The following is a 23,878-nucleotide window of genomic DNA, read 5'->3' as shown; positions in this document are numbered from 1 at the left end:
TGGAGATCACATCAAAGGCTTACCTATTGCTGACTATTGTCGAATAAAGAGATTGTTCAATTTCCTTTATCTTCTAGTAATTAAATTTGTACCTAAATCCTTGGCGACATTGTTTCAATAGACTCGTTGAACAATATAACCTGTAGGGTTGTTTATCATTGTTGATGACTCTTGTGACCAGGTGAATCCTATCATACGTTGGTCTAAGAATGTTAAAACCATAGTTCATCTTGTGATATCCAAAAACAGGAAAATATTACCAAATCATTATAATGATAAACTTAGCAAAATCGTATGTATCGACAAGTCTTTTTTACATCGGTCACTCATTCAAAGTTTTTAAGAATTTCTTTATTTTTCCTTAAAATTGTCTTTATATTAATCCCTTAAACTCTTAAGTTGAATCCAAAATGAAGGAGTTTACATATGTTTAAAAAAATGGGAGTTTTTGCTCTTGGTACAGGTCTAGTTTTATCAGGGTTGAGCAGCAGTTGGGTACAAGCAGATGCGGAAAAACCAGATTGGGCTGGAAAGGGGAAGCCTGAATGGGCGGGTCCTCCTCAGCAAGAAGAAGTGGAAAATATCATTTATATGATTCCTGATGGCTTTAATGCGGATTATGCAACCAATTACCGGTGGTACAAGGGTGAAGATGCGGTCTGGGACGAACATCTCAAGGGTATGTTTAAAACGAAATCTAGTGACTCAAGAGTAACCGATTCCGCAGCCGCAGGAACAGCGATGGCAACGGGTGAAAAAACAAACAACGGAACAGTTGGACTAGATGCTGAAGGTAATGAAGTTGAATCCATTTTGGAAGCCTCCGAAGATGAAGGCAAATCGTCTGGTTTAGTAGCGACATCTACGATCACTCATGCAACTCCAGCTGTTTTTTCCTCTCATGTTGAGTCACGTGACAATCAAACTGAAATTGCAAAGCAAATGCTAGATAACGATGTTGATGTCATGCTTGGCGGTGGAAAAGATTTCTTTTTGCCAGAATCTGAGGGCGGAAAGCAGGAGAAGAAAAACCTGATTCAACAAGCTGAAGAAGCAGGGTATCAAAGTGTAGAAACACATGAAGAACTACTAGAAGCCGATGATGTTAATGTAGAAGAAGGAGAGAAACTACTAGGTTTATTTGCAGATGGGCCGTTAAGTCCTGAACTTGAGCGTGATCAAACGGAAGAACCAAGCCTTTCAGAAATGACCACAAGTGCGATCAATACACTTGATCAAGATGAAGATGGATTTTTCTTAATGGTAGAAGGAAGCCAGATCGATTGGGCAGGTCATGCAAACGATCCAGCATGGGCCATGACGGATACAAAAGCTTTTGAAAAAGCAGTAGAGGAAGCAATTGAATTTGCTGAAGAAGATGGAAATACCCTCGTTGTCGTAGCCGGCGACCATGAAACAGGCGGCATGACAGTTGGAGCCAATGGGGAGTATGACGTGCAGGCAGATCAGTTAAAAGGCGTGGAAGCTACTGGTGATTATATGGCTGAGCAGCTAGACGAAGAACGTACCAATGTAAAAGAAGTTGTTGAAAATTATACGTCATTTGAACTTACAGAAGAAGAGGTTCAAACCATTCAAGAAGCTGATAATGCAGCAAACGCCATCAACTCTGTTATTAGTGATAGAGCATTGATTGGCTGGACAAGCTCTGGACATACCGGCGTAGACATTCCTGTTTATGCATACGGACCTCAATCAGATTCCTTTAACGGTTTTCTCGACAATACGGACCTACCGAAAATTATGGCCGATGTCATGAATATTACTTTAGGAGAAGAATAAATAAAATAAAACTTCATTAAGTAGGGTGTTTTCTTTCCTCACTTAATGTTTAGTTGAACGGATCGGACTTTTACGGGTAGCATTCCCCCACCTATCTACTCGTTTTACTGAATCTTTAAGAGCAAAGTCTTACGGCGCATAGGATAGGCTAGTGCCGACGTTGGCAAAAGGACGTACTTCTATAGGATGTGATGGCTTTTGCGTTGCGAACACGACGTTCGCGCTTTTAGGAGAAGTTCCTATGAGTCAGCCTGCCCGTAAGGTTTTCGTAAACAAGAGGCTGCTAACAATACCCGTTCAACCATTGTCTCGCCAGGAACTATTGCTACTGAATTACCAGAGACGATTTTAGATTCAGAACTAAAATCTGCAATTGATGAGTTCTATAAAGTTGCAATTGATGTTGAGAGCATTACTCGTCCCATTTCTTTTGCAATTGAAGAACCATCTGATGTGTCATTAAAATTCGTCCTACCATTCAAGAGCTTTAAAAAGAAACTGTTCTAAAGAAATACACTACTTTTTTATGAAGGTATAACTTATGTAATAGAGCTGCAATGGCAGTTCTATTTTTTATGAAAAAAGCGAAGGCAAACGATCGGGCGCATATGAATTTCCTAGCCGGCCGAAGCGATGCTCTGTATCTCAAGGTCCGGCGTAGAAATTACGTTAGCGGCAGTGAGCCACAGCTAGATTACGATCGTACGCTGTTCTCAAAATTTTTTCATTCATGAAGGCGAGACATTGTCTCCAGAAAATTTTTTTAGAAAAAAGTTTTTGAAGTATTGTACTTAACTTGCGTTATTTCCATAAGGCCGGATTATTCTGGAAAAAATTCATATGTTTCTTATTACATAAAAGGGCGCTTTTCTGAAATAAGGAAAGCGTCTTTCTTCATGAATAGGGCAAAAATTTAATTGAATAAAAGGTTGTATAAAAAAATGGGGTTTTATTCTCTCCTTCCCGATCGTAATAATGGTCATATATGAAAATTTCCTCGAATAAGTTTGTCTATGCCGCTGTTTTGTTGGAACATAACCTAATAATAAGTATTCTTAATGAGCCTTTAAACAATTTTCATAAGGAAGAGGAAAAATCATGGTCCAATGAATGTAATCAAAATCCGATTGGGGCTTGTTCGGAAGCAGAAGGATTAAGTACAACGGCTAATGGGACAACTTCCCATACGGATGAGGAAGGGACTTTTGAATGAATAGTTCCGTAAAAAACTTTTGTCTCGGTTATTTTTGGAAAGGAGGAGTAATGGTTAATGTCTGATCAGAAAGAGATAAAGTCGAGTGAACATCAGGAGGAAGAGGTTCAAGCCCAGGAAATAGGTACTTTGCAATCTCCAGAACCATGTTGTGCTAATGGGTGTATTATAACAGATGCTGCAAACGGATGCTCCGTAGAAGAAGGAACGAATACAACCGCGAGTGGAAATGCTTCTCATGCGGAAGGCAGAGAGACAACCGCCAGTGACCTTCGCTCTCACGCAGAAGGGCAAGGGACAGCCGCCAGTGGAGTTGCTTCTCATGCGGAAGGTTTTTTTACAACCTCGAGTGGAGATACTTCCCATGCGGAAGGCAGAGAGACAACCGCCAGTGGACCTCGCTCGCATGCGGAAGGGTTAAGTACAACTGCCAGTGGATCGGCTTCTCACGCCGAAGGGCAAGAAACAAATGCCTTCGGAGTAAATTCTCATACGGAAGGGTTTCAAACGACAACGGGAGATGAACTCGATCCATCACAAGGTCTGAATGCTCATGCCGAAGGGCGATCAACAACCGCCACTGGATTTACTTCTCATGCGGAAGGAGAAGGTAACACAGCGAGCGGAAGAGCCTCTCACGTAGAAGGCGGTGGTGTAGATCCACTTGGGAACCCAGCTCCTAACCTATCTATTGGATCTTCTTCCCATGCAGAAGGTATAGGTACAACCGCAAGTGGATTCGCTTCTCATGCGGAAGGAAGAGAAACCAGAACATTTGGAGAGAATTCTCACGCAGAAGGGCAAAATACAACAACGGGAGATGCAGGCGATCCATCACTAGGTTTAAATGCCCATGCCGAAGGGGAAGGAAATACGGCCACTGGAAGAGCTTCGCACGCAGAAGGAGGCGCAGTTGACCAAAATGGCAACCCTGCCCCTACGTTAGCGAGTGGAGATAGTTCCCACGCAGAAGGCGTTGGTACAACCGCAAGTGGATTTGCTTCTCATGCCGAAGGAGGGACTTTTGATATCAACTCTGTTCCTGGTCCAGTGGCAAGCGGAGACTTTTCTCATGCGGAAGGGTTAATAACAGAAGCCAGTGGTCAGGCTTCCCATGCAGAAGGAGGTTTCAATACTACTGCCAGTGGAGATTTTTCCCATGCGGAAGGGGTCAGTACAGAAGCCAGTGGCAACGCTTCTCATGCGGAAGGAGGGGGAGGCATAGTAGTATTTATTATTGATGGTACCATTACCATCTTGTTGCTAGGGCCAAGGGCAAGTGGCGACTTTTCTCATGCGGAAGGGTTTGAAACAGAAGCCAGTGGAGAGGCGGCCCATGCGGAAGGAAATGATACAACCGCCAGTGGTCAGGCTTCCCATGCGGAAGGGTTTGCTACAACCGCGAGTGGAAATCAATCCCATGCGGAAGGCAGAGATACGATAGCAGATGGAAGCTCTTCTCATACCGAAGGCCTTAATACTTGCGCTAACGGTAAAACAGGCGTTCATGTGATGGGCAAAATGGTGGTCCAGCCCCAGGAGATCCCGATTTTTCATGGTATCTCGTCAATGGTGATCCCGCTGTACCTTGTGATCCTGATGGTGTAGTCGCTAAAATTTTAGAAGATGGTTCAGCGTGTTTTGATGATGCCGTAACAGCAAGTGATTTTATAACAGCCGCAGGTGCGTGTGACTTTGCCGAAATGTTTGAAACGTCAAACGGAGAACCGATTGGTGTCGGTTATTTTGTGACCTTTGATGAGGGTAGTGAAAAAATTAGAGTAGCGCATGCAAGGGATGATTATATTATTGGCATAACAAGTTCAAACCCTGCGATACTCTCTGATTCGCAAGACCCAGATTGTAGCAAATACGTCATCGATGAATGGAACAGACCCGTTTATGAAGAAGTGACGATCCCTGCTGTAAAAGATCATGAAGGAAACGTGCTTACAGAAGAGCGCAAGAAAACAAGGAAGAAAATCAATCCGAACTGGGACCCATCAAAAAATTGTAGCTCACGGCTCGATAAACCGGAATGGGTGGCTGTTGGACTTGTTGGAAAACTGCTCGTTCGTGACGACGGAACGTGTCAACCAGGTAGTTATTGTAAACCGAATGATGATGGAATAGCGACGAAAGCCAGTCAAGGGTATCGTGTAATGAAACGGACGGGAGAGAATCAAATATTAGTTTTACTAAATTCAACATTAGAAACTACTAATATCGAACAACTGAAACAACTCGCAAGTGATCAGCAATCAGTAGAAGGAATGGAAAGGTTAATAAATCTAAAAGAAAAATCTATCGAACAGCTAGAAAGATTAGCAAAGATAAAAGAACAAGGCTACCTTACGGAAGAAGAATTTCAGATTGAAAAACAAAAACTATTAGATTCATAAGAATATTTTCACAAGATGATGAGATTACCAAATACCTTTACAATAAATTTCCTTCCAGTAAAATAAAATTTAACAAATATTATGGTAGGATCAATTGTACTGGGAATTGTGTATCCGGATCCATCCTGTCTCGAAGAGTAACAAGGAACTTATAGTTTAGTACATATCGTTAGATGGAACGCCGAATGCTGGGAAACTAGCACGTTCGGTGTGGAGCAGGGGAAAAGCCGGAGATGACTTCAAACGCTTACCTATTGCTAACTTTAATGGAGCAATAAAAAAAGCCTAATTTCTCAATTTAATGCTGAGAAATTAGGCTTTTTTATATTGATTTTTGATACAACGATTCGTCCATCTGTAAACATCAATAAACCAGATTTTTACACGAAATGACTGGTATTGTATTTAAAAACTCGGTTCTTGAAAGAAGTTATATGTAAATTTATAGAAATAAAGAAGAAGCAATGCTGACAAATGAAAAGCGTCTTCTTTATTGTACTTTTCCTAAGTGTGTTTTTTCCCTTTATTTATCCTCAGGTATAACCTCCACAGCGATTATCTGTGTGATTTGGCTTCTATTGAAGTTATTGTCTGATACTAGAACCAGGGTGTCATTTCCGTTTGGAAGTTTTTTGCCCCAGGTCATTCCCTCTACATTATCTACTTTATCAAGTGCAAGGGTATTTAAGTTAACGACCAGCTCTTTCTGCAATGGGGTGATATTCTCCTTGTCTATTGATTCCATGCTGCTGATGTCCGTCGCTCCGTTTACATTTATTTTATAAACCCTTACATAGTTGTTGAAGTTGCCATCATCTGATTGAACACTAGCACGTTCCAGCACTAATAGTTCCTGATCATTAACAGCTAAAATCTCGGTTACACCATTATCTGCATGTTTTCCTTCTCCCGGTTGTTCCGGAATAGCATCAATCGGATAGGCATATTCATTTAATACATTTCCTTCTCTGTCATATTGGGTGATTCGTGATAATGCTCCTGATTTTGGTGTCGGTATGGCATCATCCTGAAGGAGCGGTCCTTCCATTGCCGTCCAGTATGTTTCCCCGTCCGCAGAGAATGCGCTGCCTTCCAATGCTAAGTTGTTTCGAAATCCTTTTTTATACTGTTCATCCATGATTGCAGTCTCTGTCAAAGGCAATTCGGAAATAAAGCTGCCGTCTGGTGCGGCTTGACGAATAAATGGATTCAAACCAAGGGAACGGTCGCCTTCACTTGTATACCAGATACTGCTGTTCTGTGGATCAAAGCGGATTGATTCTGGGTCTGCAACAATTCCCTCTGTACTGGAAAGAAATTGATTTCTGTTTGGATAAACAGTGTTATCGGCCTGTTTCAAGTAAGTGACATCGACTAGATTAACAGTCTGAAAATCCCTGGAGTTATAGTTAATTTTTGCTTCATAAAGTCTTGCCGGGTTATGGTCTGACCTGTCATCACTAATGATTAGCCATTTATTGTTGTGAGGGTTGTACGTAATACCGGAAAAGCCACCAACCACTGTTCCTTTGTAGGTCATTTCATGGGATAGATTGAAAGATCCTATTAATCTTACATGGTCAATAGAGCGGGCTTCCAATTCTTTTTTCTTGTTTTCTGATTGCATGGCAGATTGGATTTCTTTGCTGCTGTTGGTTCCTGAGTGGGCAGAGGTGGTAACTACGGTTTGCCCTGTAATGAACAAAGCTGTCATACCAGCCAAAACAGTCTTGCCAAATTTATTCATAGAATCACTCCTCTACTAATCTATTATTTAAGACCATTGTATCGGAATGATTTTAATGTTATTTAACTTTTCATTATAAATTATGTAAAGAAAGACAACGCATTTTGGATTAGGACTATTGCTTTGAAAATGTGCATAGATCCGTTCGACTTTTTTTCACGTTAGGAAAGCATAAAATTTTAGTCAAGAAGGGATTCGATGTAGCTAAAATTTTATCATCTCAAGTATAAGAAAAACTAACATATTCGCTAAAAGGCGAGCGAATGCGAGCTTTTCTAAACGGGCGCATTTCCGGAATAAGGATCTACGCTTATTTTGTATGAAAAGGGCGCGATTATCCAATAAAGGTAATCGTCTCCCTTACTTACTCAAGATTTAGTTTTTCTACAAAAGCGTCTTTGTTCTTGAACAAAAATTAGCGCCGCATTCCCCTTCAAAATCTATTGATTTAGTGGGAGTTAGGCGGTTTTCCTTGTTCTTCTATATATTTTTTTATCGTTTCAATTGTTGTTCCACCAGTAGATAACACCATATAACTACGACTCCAAAAATAAGGTTTCCAAAAGTATTGGGATAATTCCTTTGCAAACTCTTTACGTATATATCGAGAAGTGACCGTCTTATAACTGTTGATCGTGTTGGCAAGATTGATTTGTGGTGGCGCATCGAAAAGAATGTGAACATGATCGGCTTCTCCATTCATTTCAATGACTTCGCAATTCCATGTTTCTGCTGTGGAAAAATTGATTCACCCTACAAAAACGAATCCCTCCCCAAAATATCAGGAATTTCATTCCCGTTTTTATAAATTCCCTTCTTATTTCAGACGAAATGCCATTGCCGTTGCTTTTGGAAAAGTAAAAAGCTATCGTTCCAACAATCGGAACTGGTTGGAAGAACGAGACAGCGCACAATCCAAAGGGAAACACTGAAGAAAAAGCCACCTCGATTACAATGGCAGCACAAAGAATTCCCTGTATTTTACAAAGGGAATATGTTCAAAAAAACGTCTGATACCACGGCCCAAATCAAAATATTTTATCAAAATGATTGAGTTTGGGTGAATATCGAGTTTAGGACAAGATTTGTATAAACGAGGTGTTTGGGATTGGAAAGAGTGCAACCCTAAGTTAGTGAGGGGTTGGAAAAAAGTATTTCCTAAACATTTCTTATCAATCCAATGTAAAACTTAGTGATACTAGAATCAAAGAACAAAAAGTTTGTGCTGTTGATCTTGGGATCAACAACTCTGCCGTTTGTTCAGTGATGGATGCAAAAGGCACTGTCTTAGGGAGGAATTTTATCGAGAAAGACCGTTTGTATACGATGACGAACAAACTGCGAAAAGCACAGGTGACTTCTGGTTGGATTTCTGCGCCAAATTTTTGGAGGCGTATCAATGGAATTCAAACACATATTGTGAACCATACCTCTCATAAGATCGTGAAATTCGCTCATGAACATGGTTGTGATGTGATCGTTTTTGAGTACCTTGATTACATGAGAGTACCAAAAGGATTTTGGGGTGCGAAGAAACTTCGGTTCAAACTCCGTTATTGGCGAAAGAAAAGCATTCAAAACAAAGTCGAAGAAATGGCACATTATTTAGGTATACGTATTTCAAGAGTGAATGCTCGAAATACGAGTGCTCTTGCTTTTGATGGTTCGGGGAAAGTAAAACGGAACGATAAAAAAGACCTTGCGACTTTCACAACAGGCAAAGTCTATCATGCCGACCTATCGGCTTCGTACAACATTGGTGCAAGGTATTTTATTCGATCGTACCAAAAATCCATTTCTGAAAAGAAGTGGTTGTCTCTTCAGGCAAAAGTTCCTGAATTGGCAAAAAGAACACAACAAACCTTGTCTTCGTTCTAACCGTGCGTTAGAGTGGCCGAAGTCCTCTTAATGGCTGGTTTTGTACTGTATGCAAGATAAGGGATGCTCCATCAAAATCTATTGATTTAGGTGGAGAGGTTCACACTATCGAAACGTTTGAATATGAAGCGCACAAACGGAGGTTTTTTATCAATTCCAGAAGTCTTCATAATCCACGTCAAAGCCTTCTTTTCGTCAATCCTTGATGGGGTAGCGTCAGAAAAATGCAGATTTACAACGTTAAGGAATTTTTAATATTAAAAAGCCTAATTTCTCAATTTAATGCTGAGAAATTAGGCTTTTTTCGTTGCTCCATTAAAGCGCCCGTTTCTTGAATAACGATGAGTTCATCTCATATTAATTCAATTTATGTTTGTTTTACGAACTTTAATAATAAGAGATTTAAAGAAAAAATAAACCGTTCGTAAAAGTTGTACTTTTACGGACGGATTCAGAGATTTTCTTTTTGTAAAAAACTTCTGTTTTAAACACATATAAAAACGAACAAGGTACAACATAATTGTAGTTATAAAATTAATTGAAAAGAGGAAATTTTTATGCCTTTTAACAATTCAAGAGAACTACAGAACACTTTGGATATAACGTTCTCTGGCAAAACAGATGAGCATGGTAAAATGAAAATAGATCAAGAAATTACATTTGAAAATAAGGAGAGAATTTTTTATGTGATCGTTAAGTTCCCAACAAACCATGAATTTAATAATCAATTTATTAACATTTACGCAGAAAATGCTGACTTCTCTGGAGATGAATTTAAAGATGAGACTGAAGTAACGATTTGCAATATGCATTCCTGGCCTCTAGAAGGAACAAAAGAATTTACTTTATGTGGAGAAGATTTTCAACCAGATTCGGATATTACACTCTTTACAACTTTCCACTTTATAAGAAATGATATTCAGAAATTAACCAATGAGGTTTTAAGAGAAGCTAAAATGGATTTTCCTCCAATTCCAAATGCATTCTGTTGTGGCTTGAGTGACGATACTTTCAATTATTTTAGTTTCGATTGGTACCGTTACCATAAGCCAAAACCAATGGACTATACTTTACAACAACAAAGTCAAACTACTGCACGAATCTCATTGTACGAACCACCAAGATTTAAGATAAATGCTGATAAGGAATCTATAGAAGTAATTGTACCTCTGCAAATTGATTTTTTTATATTAACACGAAGAAATCAACCTTATGCTACTGTAAATGTAAATTTTTTGTTAGATGTAAGTCCAGTAGAAATAACTTCCACGATGGATGTTTTTGCATTGAAAATCAATAAGGTTAAGATTTCCTTTTTTACTAAGGAAGACTATATTTATGTTATTCATGATATGGAAATGCTTCTTGAACAATTCGGTACTGAATCAGAATTTAAAACACAAGTGGAAGAAATTATTGAACAGATAAAGGATGTAAGAACAGACGAAAAAGAAATTCTAGAGGAAGATGGAAGCCTTAATGAAGTTCTTCCTTCGATAGTAGCTGAGATACAACCTATACGGACCTGGCCGTCACCAGAAGGTTGTAAAACAGAATTTCAAAGATTTTACTATAAAAAAGGGTATATAGAAAAACAGGAAACTGGTTATTTATTTGCTGTTTTTTCAATTTATAGTTTGAAATTATGTCCCCCTTGTATTTGTCCTGATGATTTAGAGCTTAAACTTCAAGAAGAGAAAAACAGAATGCAAAATAAAGAGCAAGAAGGGTATTTACAAAGTTCCCCTAAATGTCTTGATCCGAGTATGACAATTGCAGTAAGTGAAGATTCATTGAAAGAAATCTTTTTTCCTATCCTAAATCAAAGTTATAATCAGTTTGCAGAAGCAGAAACTGGTTTAGTTTACGGAAAGTTAATATATAGGTTTAGGAGTGTCCTTGAAAACATTAATATTACCGAAAAGGGCATTAATGTTAATATGCACTTATTGGAGTCAGGAGCTAAAATTGAAGGCCGGCTGCAAGTTAAGAAAATAGGAAAAACACCGAAAAAAACCCTTTCAATTCGTGTGCAATTAGAGAATACAAGTGTAAACTTTAATATTGTGCAAATTTTGGACCAAGATTACCAATTGGACCTTCTGGTGCAACCAACAGTTAGTATTGGTAAGCTTGATCCAGATCTATCAAGCACAGAGATACCTTATCCTATAAGCAAGGTTATCGATCAACTTTTAAATTTATTAGGAGAGTCAATACAACCAGATTTAAACTCTTATTTAATGAAAAAATATGCCTTTATTATATTCAATGAAGTTGAATCGTATCGAACCTTTTTTTTAATTGATATTGGATTTAATAAGAGTGAGTCTATAGTGATGACGTTTTTGTTTGGTGGGGACCCCGATTATTACAGAATGAAAGAAAAAGGAAACGTCTAGGATTCCGAAAGAGAGAGGGTTCACCCTTTTCTTTGTTTTGTTTTTTGGTGGTAGTGGGACTTGTATGGGGCATCGAATTATCGAAACCTAAATCGTAAAAAAGTCATAAAAAATAGAGGTTGATACATATTAGTCATGACTAATATGTATCAACCTTTTTACTTCTTGTTCCAAAATCGCGCCCTTTTCATGAAGACTTGATTTCAAGATAATATTAATAACAATCTTCCACTTTTGCCTTCTTCAACGAGAACCAATATCCAGAGCCACCAGTTTCTGCTGCACGCTATAGATGTGACCAGTAGATATTTCTGTCTCTATTATAAATGACGAAATAAATATGAACATTTTTGATTATATAAGCGAATTAATTTCATAAATCTCAGCCCAATTGGTACAAGGCTTTCAAAAACTAAAAAAAGGAGTACCTCCCCAAAATCTCGAATGTTTTAGTTACTACACAAAAACCAGAGATTGGAGGACCTATTATACGACAAGAAAGTCTGTTTGACCTGCAAGATTTATATGATTTAGAACCTACCCAGCGTTTTGAAGCTATCTTTTCAGCGATTGATATCAAGCCAATCCTTAGTTTGGTATCTAAGAAATCACGTTTTGGTCCACCTGTTAAGCTGAATTATGCAGCTATGCTTTACTCCTTGATTGCCAGAATTTCAGAACGTATCCCCTTTATTAAGGATCTAGTTACTTGACTGGGCGAACAGTGCCAGACACTGTTCGCCATTCTTCTGTTTATTTTTCAAATCACTTTGTACTCTAAGACAAAAGCAATGGGTTGCATAGATTTTTGAGATGAAAGCTAATAAGGACCTTTCATTTATGTGATCCCATTACAACCAATCGTTTTATTTGACGACCCCGTGGAACTCTCTGTGAAACAAGATTCTTCGGTGCGTGCCAGTGGAGCACCAAGTCCTGTGAATGAAAATTTACCTAAGCATTTTATTCATCAAGAATGTTTTCGGTGGTATATCATATTTATGTGAAAGTCAGGTTTGAAGAGAATTAGCCAATAATAATTCCTAAATCAAGAACATAATATGAGGAGGTTTGTAATATGTTCATTGCAACAAATACTGTTCACTTGAAAACTGGATATGCGGAGGCATTTATTGAACGTTTTAATAAAGAGGGAAAAATTCAAGGAATGAAGGGGTTTGTTGGTTTAGAAATTCTATTAACAGAAAACACAAAAGATTATGAAGAGGTTACCATTCTTACAAGATGGGAAAACAAAGAAGGGTTTTTTGGTTGGATGAAGAGTGATGCATTTAAAGAATCCCATGCACATCGTGGTGGCATCTCTGACTTTATTATTAAAAATAAGACGACATTTTATGAAGTGAAGGTTACTAGAGGTCCGATAAGAGTTTGATAAGAAGGATATCATAGGGTCGTTAAAACAGAAGAAGCCGAAGCTGATCCTAGAATTGACTTACGTTATGATACTCGAGTTCAATGTAAGAATTCAACCACCACAGATAAGTGACCAAGGTTCAAAAACATTAACATAAAAGTCAGCCAATCTCCGCCAGTCTTTGGTCTCATGATAGTGTTCCTTGGAATAGGATTAGCTATTGGATTAGCTCTTTTATGCGGTACTTTTTATCGTTCCTAGGCGAGAAGGCTCCCACTTCAAAGGATCGACAGCGAGTAAGTAGGAGATGAATTGCCTTCGGACAAGAGATGGCTTTAGCTATCTCCATTGTCCGACTATCCCTCAGTCTCCTTATTAAGAAGGGCAACATATTTTAAAGAGGGGTAAGAATGTATGTTCCCTTTTTTGTGTCAATGTCTTATAATAAGAGTATCTTACATTCTTCATGGGGAGAGATGGGGGAATGGTGGTTCACAAAGCATATAAATTCCGTATCTATCCAAACAAAACACAGGAAGTGCTTATTGCTAAAACAATTGGTTGTAGTCGTTTTGTGTTCAATCATTTCCTCGCTAAATGGAATAACACATATAAAGATACGGGAAAAGGATTGACTGATAACGCTTGTTCCAAACAATTAACGCAACTCAAGAAAGAATTCGTTTGGTTAAAAGAAGTGGATAGCACGGCTATTCAATCCTCGCTGAAAAACCTTGCGGATTCGTATGCACGATTTTTCAAGAAGCAGAATAACGCTCCACGATTCAAATCTAAGAATAATAAGGTGCAGTCTTACACAACAAAATGTACGAATGGCAATATTGCGATGATGGACAACAAAATAAAGGTACCTAAACTTGGTCTCTGGTTGCGTTTGCGAAAAGTCGTGACGTAGAAGGCCGCATTCTTCATGCTACTGTTAGAAGGAATTCAAGCGGCAAATACTTTGTATCTATTCTGGTAGAAACAGAAGGGTGTGAATTACCCAAAACAGATTCATCTGTTGGAATGGATGTCGGAATAAAGGACTTTGCTATTCTTTCTGACGGAACAGTATATAAGAATCATCGACACTTCCGTAAGCTTGAAAAGAAATTAGCAAAAGCACAACGAATTCTTTCAAGGCGTAAAAAGGGTTCTTCTAACTGGCATAAACAACGGATGAAAGTTGCTCGACTGCACGAAAAAATATCTCATGCGAGAGCAGATTACTTGCATAAAATCTCTACTGAAATCATCAAAAGCCACGATGTCATTGGTATGGAGGATTTGCAAGTATTCAATATGTTAAAGAATCACAAATTAGCGAAGGCTATTAATGAAGTTAGTTGGTCACAATTCCGTACCATGCTTGAATACAAAGCAAAATGGTATGGAAAGCAGGTTGTAACGGTCGCGAAAAACTTTCCTTCCAGTCAGCTATGTTCAAGTTGTGGTTACCGAAACAAAGACGTTAAGAATCTCGCAATACGTGAGTGGACGTGTAAAGAATGTGGCTCACATCATGATCGAGATATTAACGCAAGTATCAATATTCGTAACGAAGCTATACGATTAACCGCAGGAACTGCGGGGATAGCCTAATCAATAACTAGCGGTTACGCTGGTGTTCTTAGGAATCTCCCACTTCAAACAGGCAGTAAGGTTGTTAAGTGGGAGTAGTTCAATATTACTAGTCTCAATAAAAAGAGAAAGAAGCACAACAGATGTAAATGGAATGACTTCGGGCGAGGTAACGCATTATCCAGATTTCTTCTTAATGATTTTAAAATATTCTATAATTATTACATTCTCTTAACTTTGGCTCTTATCTGTCAGTTGTTCCTGTACCAATCTCTCTACCACATCACTAATAGTTTCCTGGCCCTTTTTTTCTTTAATTAAGACATCAATCGTTTTTTGTTTAAAGTGAACGTTGACTGGGATATTGTCACTCTGAATCAAAATTCGTTCATCTTTCCAAATAATATACCCATCAATAAGATGATTTTTTAGAAAATGATATTGCTGTTTTGTGCCGTCAAATGTTCCATTGCGAAGGGAAACGAGAAAGTTTCCTTCTTCATCTTCAAATACTTTGACATTTTTAATACCTAGATGGTAGTAGAGGTCATATAGTAAGTCATAAACAGGGTGTAGGGGATTACGGGCGATAGGCATTTGCATCCGTGTAAACCCTTTGGATTTACTATAGCGTCTGGCTGGCCAACCTTCTTCATATGCACTGTTTGATTTCTCCTCGGTAAGAGTACCATCTTCCCAAAGTACTTTAAAAGGAGATACCTGCACAACTCTGCCATTCTGCTTGTACCCACCGATTAATGGTAGCAGCTGATTTATTTGTCATACGTTGAAATTCTTTTGTAGTTATAATATCCTCCATATTGAATCCCCTTAGGACCCTTGTTAATAAAGCTATTATTCCATGTATCCTACCCTAATATTACAGCATAATATTACTTACTGTGTTCATTTGCTGTTCACCTCCATTAGGAATTTTCTTCAGTTACAGCTCCACCTGGAAAGAGATAAAAACTATAAAGCTACTACACTGAGCAGGAATAGTACGGTAGTCAAACAATTCCTTCAATTTTGCAGCATAAAGAGGAAATGCTTCCTACCGATATAACCATTAGAATAGTTCAAGTGGCCAAACCTAAAGAGGATTTAGTAGATCGTGACCTTTATCAAGAGGATGTAGAAAAGCTATTGGGTTACTTCAAACAAAAACAGTGGTTTACGTTCACTATGCTATCTGTTTTAACCAGCACTGGCATGAGAATTGAAGAATTATTGCGGGCAAAATGGCGTGATATCCATACTTGATGAGATGTGGGTTTGAAGTCACTAAAATTTTCAAAATCGGTATAGAGCGAAAGTCGAACTTGGACCTGAAGTTCACCCATGATCAGTCTAAGATTCTCAATGGCACTGATTCCTCCTGCAGCCCCATATCCTACAAACCCATGAAAGATGGATTGTGGACACGACCTGCAGGATTATTTGTACAAAAGGCAAGCCGGTTCAAATCGAATGTCTATTTAGGAATCGATGAAAGAATCGTAAATGCCAAAAGTATCATGGGTATTATAAGTCTAGCTTTCGGATATGGGACAACCGTCAAAATCCTAACCGATGGCATAGATGAAGAGATGGCATTGAGTAGACTAGAGAGATATATTTGAAACTTACTTCTCTTTCATCATTTTAATAGACACATTAAAAGTCTGATCACTTAGACACCTTCACTTTGAAGGTGTTTTTTTAGCGTGGAAGGTTTAACAGGGCATTGTAAGCATTGATGCGTCCGAATTCATAAAGTGTCCCGGTACCGGTAACAGGTACGGTGGTCGATTCGATTGTCTGTCTGACTACTTTCGGATTTCGATTGAGTGATAATAACAATGCTAAGAGCCCACTCACTAATGGTGTGGACATGGATGTTCCTGAAAGGTAACCGTAATTGAACTGTCCAGAGCCATTAGGATAGGTCGGCATTGTCGATAATATATCGACCCCAGGTGCAGCTAGATCCACCCAAGAAGCCCCGAAGTTTGAAAATATAGCTTTCGTATCATCCCGTACAACGGCTGCTACACTGATGCATTGCGCAAAAGCTGCTGGATAGTTGTGCTGGTTCAGCCCATCATTACCAGCCGCTGCCGCCATCAAGACACCTCTGCTTTGGGCATATTTCACGGCATCATGGAGTATTGAACTGAAGGCCGTTGTCCCGAGGCTCATGTTGATGACCTTCGCCCCGTTATTCGTAGCGTAGACAATTCCTTGGACAACACTGCTTAAAGATCCTGTCCCATCATCACCTAGTACTTTGATATTCATCAAGGTAGGATTGATTGCAAGGCCAGCTACACCGGTCCCATTCTTAGTGACAGCTGCTGCTATCCCTGATACGTGAGTTCCATGACCATCGAAATCTTGTGTGGACGAGGAATCTGAAAAATTGGCATTCAAGATGATTTTAGCTTGTAGATCCGGATGGGTCGCATCGATACCTGTATCAAGAACAGCAATCGGAACCTTTGTGGAACCTCTGGTTATATTCCAGGCTCGGACAGCGACAACCTTCATAACCCCCCATTGTTGTGAAAACAATGGGTCGTTCGGAACAAGCTGTTTTTTGACGATAGCATCTCTTTCCACGTATTCGACTTCATCACTATTTGCATAACATTGAAGGCACTTATCGATTTGAGAAGGAGCAGTCTCAACAACCTGAACACCCAATTCCTTTATATCACAGATCACTTTGGCATTCGCTAGTCGATGGATCTGAGCACATTTCTGACGAGGGGTTTCGGCGTGAAAACGGATGAGAAGTCTATCAGGTAAGTAATTCATGTTCATTCTCCCTTTCTTTCATTTTTATTAATAGTTTACACATTTTACTAAATTCAGGTCACGGCAAGATGGAAATGGGCGCGTCTAATTTGTTTTTTTTTAAGATTATAAACCGTAAGTATGAATGAAATTGACTTAGGGGATTATTAGGGGTACAAATAATAAAAAGCCAACTCTATTATGAGCTGACTTAAAAAAGGCAAGGAGTTAATACTTTAAATTCTAAGAGCCTAAGTATGGTAAATTATAGGAGGAGGGTGAAACCGGTATGATAGAATTTCTTTTCTCTAATTTCATTTTGCTAGTAATAACCTTATTGGTGATTATATTTGGTTACAAGTTAATGTATCGCAAAAAAAATGCAAATGATGTAAAAAAATGATGAAATTCTTTTGATGGGGGAGAGAAACTATGAAAAAACTGTTAATTTTCATGTCGGATTTTATTATGTTCTTCAGTGCAGCTGGTTTATCTTTGGCCAACGAAAATGCTAAGCATTTACGTTTAACCGCTGATTAAGAAGTTAAATCAGCGGCTTGTTTAAGTTTTTATGATTTAGCCATATGATAAGCAGATGTAACAACGGCATCCTCTTTTACTTGAATGCTTCCAGCATAGTCTACTATATCATTTTTATCTATAATCCAATACTTCCTTCATTCAAATTACCATGTTCTTTAAAGAAATTTCTCAGCTCCACATGTGCATAATCGTGATTTCTCTCTTGTAAATAACCCGTAATGTCATCGATTGTAAAATAACATATCTATATAGATAAGTAGTATAGAGGTGCTTGTGTTCGTCTGTCGAATCGGTGAAGGTATAACATCCCTAAGAAAAGGTTTATTATCTTCAAATCGGGTCTTCTGTTAGAGGGAAAGTACAAAGCTAATGTTCATAATAAAATGGTTCATTATAACGTTCCCTTCAGTTATAAACATTAGCAGTTGAATGAAAGTGATTTGCTTGGTTTTAGAATATTTAAAAGAGGTGAAAGCATAAAACTGAATCACTTAAATTTAACTGTCAATGATGTTCATGGGAATTCTTAGAAACTTGTTTTGATATGACATGTGTTGGTACCAGAGGAAAAGGGTTTGCTGCCATGTTTGATGATGATTAATTTGTTTTAACTTTGATGAAAGGAAAGGATGTTCATTATCCTAAGACTTTTCATATTGGATTCCCACAAGAAAGCAGAGAAAAAGTTGTTAATAAGAGGTTGAGAAATGATGGGTATGAAGTTGATCTTCCTATTGAATCTCATGGATTTACCTTCTATGTCTAAGCTCCAGGTGGATTTACTGTTAAAGTTTTATCCGAGTAGTCGTATTTAGATCTCAATTAGATCAAAGGTGTTTTGTTGAGACTGTTGAATTGATCTTCAAGAAATGGGCACTTTTCTGAAATTAGGAATGCGCCTTTCTTTATGTAAAGGGTCATATGAGAATTCAAAATAAGCCTTCTTTGTTTGTTCTTTAAAATATTAGATTAACTGGAGCATTGATTTTTTAACTTTTTTATTAACAAACCGATTACTACTCCCGGTATCACGGATAACGTGGGTAACCATACAGGGCCGAATAATATCCCCATCATCTTGAATGTTGGCGAAAAAATTAGACCAACTGTTACAGAATAGGAGGCAAATGCAAATGGTAAAAATGCAAACAGCGATTTTCCTCCGCCAACATCTTTGTATGCGTCCCATACCGCAAAAAAGTACAAGCAAGGGTAAAACATTAACCATCGATAATTCGCTTGTTGAATTGCTTTTTCTATCTCCCCATGAATACTTAAAAGGATCACTTTGTTAAAATTGGATTGGACATTAATCAAAAATTCCAAAGTTATAAAAAGAAATCCTTTGAAAAACTTTCTGTTTAAAATTTGGCCAAAACCTGGAAATGCAACACTCCAAAGTAATATTTCGTACTTGTTATTTCGATTCATGTTATCCATCTATGTGATTGTAGACGTTATTAAATTATTTTCGAGCTTTCTTTCCTTAAGGCAACTCACAATTTAGTATTGCTTAACTTTAATTTTTTTCCCTAGTATAAAAAAGGTGGAGTTACATTGACACTCTGCTCCATTTGTAGGAAGAAAGTTGTTATTTACCTTTTGCAATCTTTTTACGATTTGGGGCAAGTGGTGGCTGCTCTAACCACTTATATTTTGTCATCAAGTCGAACCAATCTTTTGTAACCAATAAGTTTTTTAATATGATTTTTTCATAATTCATTGCAAGATCGGTTCGCATAGCGACCGCAAGTCCTGTACCATGATAAGCTTGTGCGGTTTGTAATAAAAAACCAATATGATATAGCATTAGCTTGTCTGAAAAGGGAGCGTCTTGAGAAGTTGATATTTCTGATTCCCAAGACATGGGTACAGGTAGATCATCGTCATGTAGTATTTTACTCAATGACTGAATTTGTTGGTCAGAGATTTTTTGTGTATTCATTAAAAATTTTCTAACCTCATTTGACTGCGTCACCTGACTAAATGCAATAGAAAGAGTTTTTTCCATTATTTTTTTCTTGACGTTTAATGAAAGAGTAACCATTTCTGTTGCAGCTAAAGGGCGTTTATCACTAAAAAAACCGTCTAAAAATTGTTGGCCTGAAATAAATTCGGGGCTTGTTTCAGGATAAAAATAGGGATCTCTTTGAAAGTGTCCTTTTTCTAATAATAATTCAATAGTATGATGATACATCCTCTTTCCGTCATTATCACAAGAATCATAAAAACTCCGTAAATCTTCTCTTACAGAAGAACTAATTGATCCTATATGTCCTAATAAACCATGTAGTGTCATAATGTGTAAATAGTGTAAACAGAATATGTCCGAAAATAATCTTTTTGTTCCTTTATTAAGATCTGATTCATTAAACCCAATTGGAACTGGAAATCCTTCGTTTTCAAGGAATGTTGTTATCTGTTTCTTTTGCTTTTCAAAAGTCTGTAAAGCATCCTCAAAAACAGCTCTTATCTTTTCATCCTCTATAATGGATAGCATATACTTATTTACTATTTCAATCGCCGTTCCATTTATATATTCTGCCCACAATGTTCCAATTTCCGAAGATGTGAGTTTTAAATCCTGTTTGTCCATAAAATCACCTCTATACTAAAGGGTTTCCAGAATATTATTTTTTATATGTACAAGATTATTGCAAAAAAACTCTTCGGTAATCGGGCGCTTTAATGGATTAACATACTTGAATTTTAAAACATCGGTAAGAACATAAAAAAAGAAAAACCCTGAAATTTAATACAGAATTTTGATCACCCTTCCTCATTAAGGAAGGGAGGTTTCATGATTATGAACTTAATTGTAGGTAGTACTACCGTCCTGTTTTAATAGAAATTTTGTTATATCTCTTTAAATTCAGTTGGAAATTTAGCATAATATCAGTTGTGTCTTTGATAATTTATCACGTTAAATAATTAAAGAAATAAAGATGATCAGGAGATTATGTACGCTATGTATAACAAGGATGAATTAGAAGAAAGGATCAATGATTTAAGAAAAGAACTGATCCAAAGTGTTGAAAAAAACGGATTAAATAGCCATGAGACCATTCGTTGTAGTCAAAAATTAGATCAACTTATTAAGGTTTATCAAAAAAAGATTATAAAAACCAAAAATAGAAATTGAGGATCCATTTGTAAGAAGTATAAATGGTTAGATATAGACAAAAAGGTGTTATTCTTTGCTGTTTCAACATTTTTAATTGTTACATTTGTTCTTAATTTGATCTAGCATATTTTGAATAGATCTTTACAATAAAAAATTGTTGCTTGAAAATAATGTTTGATCAAATTGATACTAATAACCTTTCATAAGCCGGTTAATTCCTCATTCAAAGGGAAAACCAGCTTTTTTCATCTAGAAATTAGTTTAGTAAGTTTAACGCGTTTTTCTACCGTAACCCTACTACAGAGTAGTGCCCATTACGGAATATTGAAAAATATGAACAATAATACCGCCTCAGTTATATTACTAAAGCACCTATTGCTTAAAGAAAGGGTATTGAAAAAGGATTTGTCTACATTTTGAGAAGGCTTTTCGGCGTCTTTTTTATTATAGAAGAATAAGCCAATAACTAATCACAACCCTAAAATGAGAGGTATAGCAAATGTGTTCTTGTATGATGCATTCAATGCAAACATGCTTTAGCACAAATTTTTCTCATAATAGTGTTCCTTGGAATAGGATTAGCTATTGGATTAGCTCTTTTATGCGTACTTTTTATTTAATTTTACGTTTTATAAAGGCAATTGAGAGAAGAAATGAAATTTGAAAAAACCTATAAGGGGTATGTGCTTCTCCCCCCTTTTTTGCTTGCAAAACGACACTTTTAAGTAACTTTATATATCAGATATAATAATGAATAATTAATTCGTATAGGAGTAACTGTCTATGCAAAAAAAAATCTTTTCACTTGATGAACATCAGATTTTTCTACAAGGACCAGTAGTGGTATTTAAGTGGAAAAATGTCAAGGATTGGCCAGTTGAATATGTCTCATCAAATGTAGAAGAAAACTTAGGATATAAAAAAGAAGACTTTTTGTTAAATCGTATAAAGTATGGGGATATCATTTTTGAAGACGATTTGATCCAGGTTTCAAATGAGGTTTCGAACTACAGTTTAAGTGAACGCAATATGTTCGAGCAAGAGTACCGAATTGTAAAAAGTAATGGAGAAATCGTCTGGATCTATGATTATACAACAATAGTTAGAGATGAGAATAGGGCAATTACTCATTTCTATGGTTATATATTAGATATCACTAAACATAAAAGAAACGAAGAAGCTCTTAGAAGAACAGAGAAATTAAATACTATAGGGGAATTTGCTGCAGGAATTGCACATGAAATCAGGAATCCTTTAACCTCATTAAGGGGATTTCTTCAGCTAATTAAAAATGGACAAATAAAAGAAGAGTACAAGGATATCATGGAGTCAGAGTTGGATAGGATAGAGTCCATTCTCAATGAGTTCCTGATTCTATCCAAGCCACATTTAACACAATACAATAAAAAAGATGTTCATGTTCTATTTAAGCAAATTCTTCCGCTTTTTGAAACACAAGCAACCTATAACAATATACAATTGGTTACTGAATTTGATTTAGACGAATTAATGATTAACTGTAATGAAAACCAATTAAAACAAGTATTTGTAAACTTTATAAAAAATGCCATAGAAGCCACGTCTAATGGTGGAGTTATTAAAATTGAATGCAAGAAAGAACAAAATGAACTCTGTATTCGTTTTATTGACGAAGGTTCTGGTATTTCTGAAGAAAACATAAAACGTCTTGGAGAACCTTTCTTTACTACAAAGGAGAACGGTACAGGTTTAGGTTTAATGATCAGTTTTAAAATTATAGAAGAACATGGCGGTACTATTCAAGTTGAAAGTCAATTAGGCATAGGGAGTATATTTAAAATTAAATTGCCTTTTTGTTAAAGAAGCCAAAAGGCTAATGTTAATCTTCTGATTCTAAAGTAGAAAATACAACAATTGGAATTATTATCTAAATATTTTCCATACTGATGCTATTACCCATGTCTGGTACTGCTGATTTATGTTTTATCACAGATGTTCCTATGTTAGATGAGATTAACCATTTAGATAGTTACCGAACATCTATGAAACGAAGTTCCTGCATACATAAACGAAAACAAAGCCCATAGATAAGTCCACAGATCCGTTTTCCTTGTCCTATGAAGATTCCAGCCATCATCTGCTCGCCTACAGCTTACATAATGACGGCACTGGTGCTGCTAGGATTTCGACTATCATCGGACGGCGTGTGCCTGAGCGAATTATTAATCGCTTTTGGAAAGAAGGCATAATTCCAACTCTTAACCAAAGTGATGAACCACTCGTTATTCCTCAAATGAATGATATTGGACTAGGGAACCGAGTAGCAGTCTCTATTCGTAAAGACCACGAAGTACTTGGTTATATTTGGGTGCTTGAATCTGGGCGCACACTCACAGAAGAAGGTCTCTTTGATTTAAAATTTGCTGCTAGCAAAGCTAAAAACCAGCTTCTTCAGCTCAATATACATAAGAAAAAGGAAGAAACTTTACGAGAATGGTCAGCGGAAGCGGAACTTCCGATGCACACTTTTGCGTATGCTCCGATAAAAAGGTGACATGGCAATCTGAAGATATCCACACTCATGACATAGGCTTTCCAGCTACCACGGACGCTCATTCACTTACCCAACAACTACAGTCGATTGAAGATCAACAAGGTATGACTGCAGTATTTTCTACCTATCAAAATAGAAGCCCGAAGATAAATAATTCTATTGAGACAGCTTCGGATAAATTGAAGAAAGATTATTCCGAAAATTAGTGATGTTCTTCCTTTCAAAGTATTTTATCGGCTATTTGGGCATTTCTTGCGCCGATGTTTCTACAAGAATTGGTTTTATTGTTTTTTTCATGTACCAAAGAGAACCAGGATGGGTTTACTTCATATTAAACCAACCGTTCTTCACGTGGTTATTCTGGTCAGTGGATGGCAACGCGTTGACTTTTTTATTCTGTTCACTCTAAAGATAACAAAAAATATTTTAAAAAATTTATTAATTATAGTTGTTCAAACGTTTGATTAATTTGCCTTAGCTTAATGGGCATGTG

General features: G+C 37.3%; 16 protein-coding genes and 5 pseudogenes. 14 read left to right on the top strand and 7 right to left on the bottom strand.

The genetic code is table 11. The features are described 5' to 3' along the window. Window positions 1-426: 426 nt before the first annotated feature. The 3 genes from CEF16_RS21630 (at window position 427) to CEF16_RS24635 (ending at window position 5,418) form a co-directional block, all read left to right on the top strand. Window positions 427-1,803 carry an alkaline phosphatase gene (locus tag CEF16_RS21630; RefSeq protein WP_091588388.1) on the top strand — a complete coding sequence of 459 codons (1,377 nt, stop codon included), beginning with the start codon at window positions 427-429 and terminating at the stop codon, window positions 1,801-1,803. A 1,270-nt stretch (window positions 1,804-3,073) separates the two neighbouring features. After that, the gene (locus tag CEF16_RS21620; protein WP_245918026.1) at window positions 3,074-4,624 is read left to right on the top strand and encodes a hypothetical protein; all 1,551 of its coding nucleotides are present in this window, start codon (window positions 3,074-3,076) and stop codon (window positions 4,622-4,624) included. A gap of 95 nt (window positions 4,625-4,719) precedes the next feature. Continuing rightward, complete coding sequence (locus tag CEF16_RS24635) at window positions 4,720-5,418, top strand: peptidase G2 autoproteolytic cleavage domain-containing protein (protein WP_245918025.1); 699 nt, start codon at window positions 4,720-4,722, stop codon at window positions 5,416-5,418. Window positions 5,419-5,941: 523 nt separating this feature from the next. On the opposite strand, the gene CEF16_RS21615 is transcribed toward CEF16_RS24635, so the two are convergent. Next, entirely contained in the window at window positions 5,942-7,165 is a 1,224-nt protein-coding gene (locus CEF16_RS21615) for an esterase-like activity of phytase family protein (protein WP_091588510.1), read from the bottom strand. 448 nt (window positions 7,166-7,613) lie between these two features. Then, window positions 7,614-7,889, bottom strand: a pseudogene (gene tnpA / locus CEF16_RS21610) (IS200/IS605 family transposase); the annotation flags it as partial. A 539-nt stretch (window positions 7,890-8,428) separates the two neighbouring features. On the opposite strand from tnpA, the gene CEF16_RS21600 reads away from it, so the two are divergent. The 5 genes and pseudogenes from CEF16_RS21600 to tnpB all read left to right on the top strand — a co-directional run bounded on the left by CEF16_RS21600 (window position 8,429) and on the right by tnpB (window position 14,428). After that, a complete protein-coding gene (locus CEF16_RS21600) occupies window positions 8,429-9,043 on the top strand; it encodes an IS200/IS605 family accessory protein TnpB-related protein (RefSeq protein ID WP_139186034.1) in 615 nt (204 codons plus the stop codon). A 557-nt stretch (window positions 9,044-9,600) separates the two neighbouring features. Then, window positions 9,601-11,445, top strand: coding sequence for a hypothetical protein (locus CEF16_RS21595; RefSeq protein WP_091588455.1), 1,845 nt, complete (start codon window positions 9,601-9,603; stop codon window positions 11,443-11,445). Window positions 11,446-11,930: 485 nt separating this feature from the next. Continuing rightward, a pseudogene (locus CEF16_RS21590) lies at window positions 11,931-12,152 on the top strand (IS5/IS1182 family transposase); the annotation flags it as partial. Between the two features lie 371 nt (window positions 12,153-12,523). Beyond that, window positions 12,524-12,841, top strand: coding sequence for a heme oxygenase (gene isdG / locus CEF16_RS21585; protein WP_091588457.1), 318 nt, complete (start codon window positions 12,524-12,526; stop codon window positions 12,839-12,841). A 466-nt stretch (window positions 12,842-13,307) separates the two neighbouring features. Next, window positions 13,308-14,428 (top strand): annotated as a pseudogene (tnpB, locus tag CEF16_RS21580) (IS200/IS605 family element RNA-guided endonuclease TnpB). A 210-nt stretch (window positions 14,429-14,638) separates the two neighbouring features. On the opposite strand, the gene CEF16_RS21575 reads toward tnpB, so the two are convergent. Then, entirely contained in the window at window positions 14,639-15,133 is a 495-nt protein-coding gene (locus CEF16_RS21575; protein WP_091588482.1) for a hypothetical protein, read from the bottom strand. A 321-nt stretch (window positions 15,134-15,454) separates the two neighbouring features. Between CEF16_RS21575 and CEF16_RS21570 the strand changes: the two genes are divergently transcribed. Next, window positions 15,455-15,670, top strand: a complete 216-nt coding sequence (locus tag CEF16_RS21570) for a site-specific integrase (protein ID WP_091588480.1) — start codon at window positions 15,455-15,457, stop codon at window positions 15,668-15,670. Here CEF16_RS21570 and CEF16_RS24630 read toward each other — a convergent pair. After that, a pseudogene (locus tag CEF16_RS24630) lies at window positions 15,670-15,810 on the bottom strand (NADPH-dependent FMN reductase); the annotation flags it as partial. The gene CEF16_RS21570 and the pseudogene CEF16_RS24630 overlap by 1 nt on opposite strands. Here CEF16_RS24630 and CEF16_RS21560 point away from each other — a divergent pair. After that, window positions 15,811-16,029 carry an HPr family phosphocarrier protein gene (locus CEF16_RS21560; RefSeq protein WP_091588479.1) on the top strand — a complete coding sequence of 73 codons (219 nt, stop codon included), beginning with the start codon at window positions 15,811-15,813 and terminating at the stop codon, window positions 16,027-16,029. Between the two features lie 79 nt (window positions 16,030-16,108). On the opposite strand, the gene CEF16_RS21555 is transcribed toward CEF16_RS21560, so the two are convergent. After that, on the bottom strand, window positions 16,109-17,206 hold the full coding sequence (locus tag CEF16_RS21555) for a S8 family peptidase (RefSeq protein WP_170032310.1): 1,098 nt from the start codon (window positions 17,204-17,206) through the stop codon (window positions 16,109-16,111). A 998-nt stretch (window positions 17,207-18,204) separates the two neighbouring features. On the opposite strand from CEF16_RS21555, the pseudogene CEF16_RS21550 reads away from it, so the two are divergent. Further along, window positions 18,205-18,494 (top strand): annotated as a pseudogene (locus CEF16_RS21550) (VOC family protein). A 203-nt stretch (window positions 18,495-18,697) separates the two neighbouring features. Here CEF16_RS21550 and CEF16_RS21545 read toward each other — a convergent pair. Both CEF16_RS21545 and CEF16_RS21540 read right to left on the bottom strand, forming a co-directional pair. Beyond that, window positions 18,698-19,159: a hypothetical protein gene (locus CEF16_RS21545; RefSeq protein ID WP_091588475.1), complete on the bottom strand. Its 462-nt coding sequence runs from the start codon at window positions 19,157-19,159 to the stop codon at window positions 18,698-18,700. A gap of 160 nt (window positions 19,160-19,319) precedes the next feature. After that, complete coding sequence (locus tag CEF16_RS21540) at window positions 19,320-20,324, bottom strand: DUF3231 family protein (RefSeq protein ID WP_096241783.1); 1,005 nt, start codon at window positions 20,322-20,324, stop codon at window positions 19,320-19,322. Between the two features lie 372 nt (window positions 20,325-20,696). Between CEF16_RS21540 and CEF16_RS21535 the strand changes: the two genes are divergently transcribed. The 3 genes from CEF16_RS21535 to CEF16_RS21525 all read left to right on the top strand — a co-directional run bounded on the left by CEF16_RS21535 (window position 20,697) and on the right by CEF16_RS21525 (window position 23,385). Continuing rightward, window positions 20,697-20,870 (top strand): aspartyl-phosphate phosphatase Spo0E family protein, encoded by a 174-nt coding sequence (locus tag CEF16_RS21535; RefSeq protein ID WP_245918023.1) that lies wholly within the window; start codon window positions 20,697-20,699, stop codon window positions 20,868-20,870. A 765-nt stretch (window positions 20,871-21,635) separates the two neighbouring features. Beyond that, the gene (locus tag CEF16_RS21530) at window positions 21,636-22,691 is read left to right on the top strand and encodes a PAS domain-containing sensor histidine kinase (RefSeq protein ID WP_091588307.1); all 1,056 of its coding nucleotides are present in this window, start codon (window positions 21,636-21,638) and stop codon (window positions 22,689-22,691) included. 250 nt (window positions 22,692-22,941) lie between these two features. Next, window positions 22,942-23,385, top strand: coding sequence for a hypothetical protein (locus tag CEF16_RS21525; RefSeq protein ID WP_245918022.1), 444 nt, complete (start codon window positions 22,942-22,944; stop codon window positions 23,383-23,385). Window positions 23,386-23,878: the final 493 nt, after the last annotated feature.

Origin of the sequence: Alteribacillus bidgolensis, from assembly GCF_002886255.1 — a bacterium.
Taxonomy (GTDB): Bacteria; Bacillota; Bacilli; order Bacillales; family Marinococcaceae; genus Alteribacillus; species Alteribacillus bidgolensis.
This window is presented reverse-complemented; position numbering and strand designations above follow the sequence as displayed.

Bases quoted from the DNA above. Each gene is read 5' to 3' on its own strand.
- CEF16_RS21630 (WP_091588388.1), top strand. From the start codon at position 427: ATGTTTAAAAAAATGGGAGTTTTTGCTCTTGGTACAGGTCTAGTTTTA.
- CEF16_RS21620 (WP_245918026.1), top strand. From the start codon at position 3,074: ATGTCTGATCAGAAAGAGATAAAGTCGAGTGAACATCAGGAGGAAGAG.
- CEF16_RS24635 (WP_245918025.1), top strand. From the start codon at position 4,720: ATGTTTGAAACGTCAAACGGAGAACCGATTGGTGTCGGTTATTTTGTG.
- CEF16_RS21615 (WP_091588510.1), bottom strand. From the start codon at position 7,165: ATGAATAAATTTGGCAAGACTGTTTTGGCTGGTATGACAGCTTTGTTC.
- CEF16_RS21595 (WP_091588455.1), top strand. From the start codon at position 9,601: ATGCCTTTTAACAATTCAAGAGAACTACAGAACACTTTGGATATAACG.
- isdG (WP_091588457.1), top strand. From the start codon at position 12,524: ATGTTCATTGCAACAAATACTGTTCACTTGAAAACTGGATATGCGGAG.
- CEF16_RS21570 (WP_091588480.1), top strand. From the start codon at position 15,455: ATGCTTCCTACCGATATAACCATTAGAATAGTTCAAGTGGCCAAACCT.
- CEF16_RS21560 (WP_091588479.1), top strand. From the start codon at position 15,811: ATGAAAGATGGATTGTGGACACGACCTGCAGGATTATTTGTACAAAAG.
- CEF16_RS21555 (WP_170032310.1), bottom strand. From the start codon at position 17,206: ATGAATTACTTACCTGATAGACTTCTCATCCGTTTTCACGCCGAAACC.
- CEF16_RS21545 (WP_091588475.1), bottom strand. From the start codon at position 19,159: ATGAATCGAAATAACAAGTACGAAATATTACTTTGGAGTGTTGCATTT.
- CEF16_RS21540 (WP_096241783.1), bottom strand. From the start codon at position 20,324: ATGGACAAACAGGATTTAAAACTCACATCTTCGGAAATTGGAACATTG.
- CEF16_RS21535 (WP_245918023.1), top strand. From the start codon at position 20,697: ATGTATAACAAGGATGAATTAGAAGAAAGGATCAATGATTTAAGAAAA.
- CEF16_RS21530 (WP_091588307.1), top strand. From the start codon at position 21,636: ATGCAAAAAAAAATCTTTTCACTTGATGAACATCAGATTTTTCTACAA.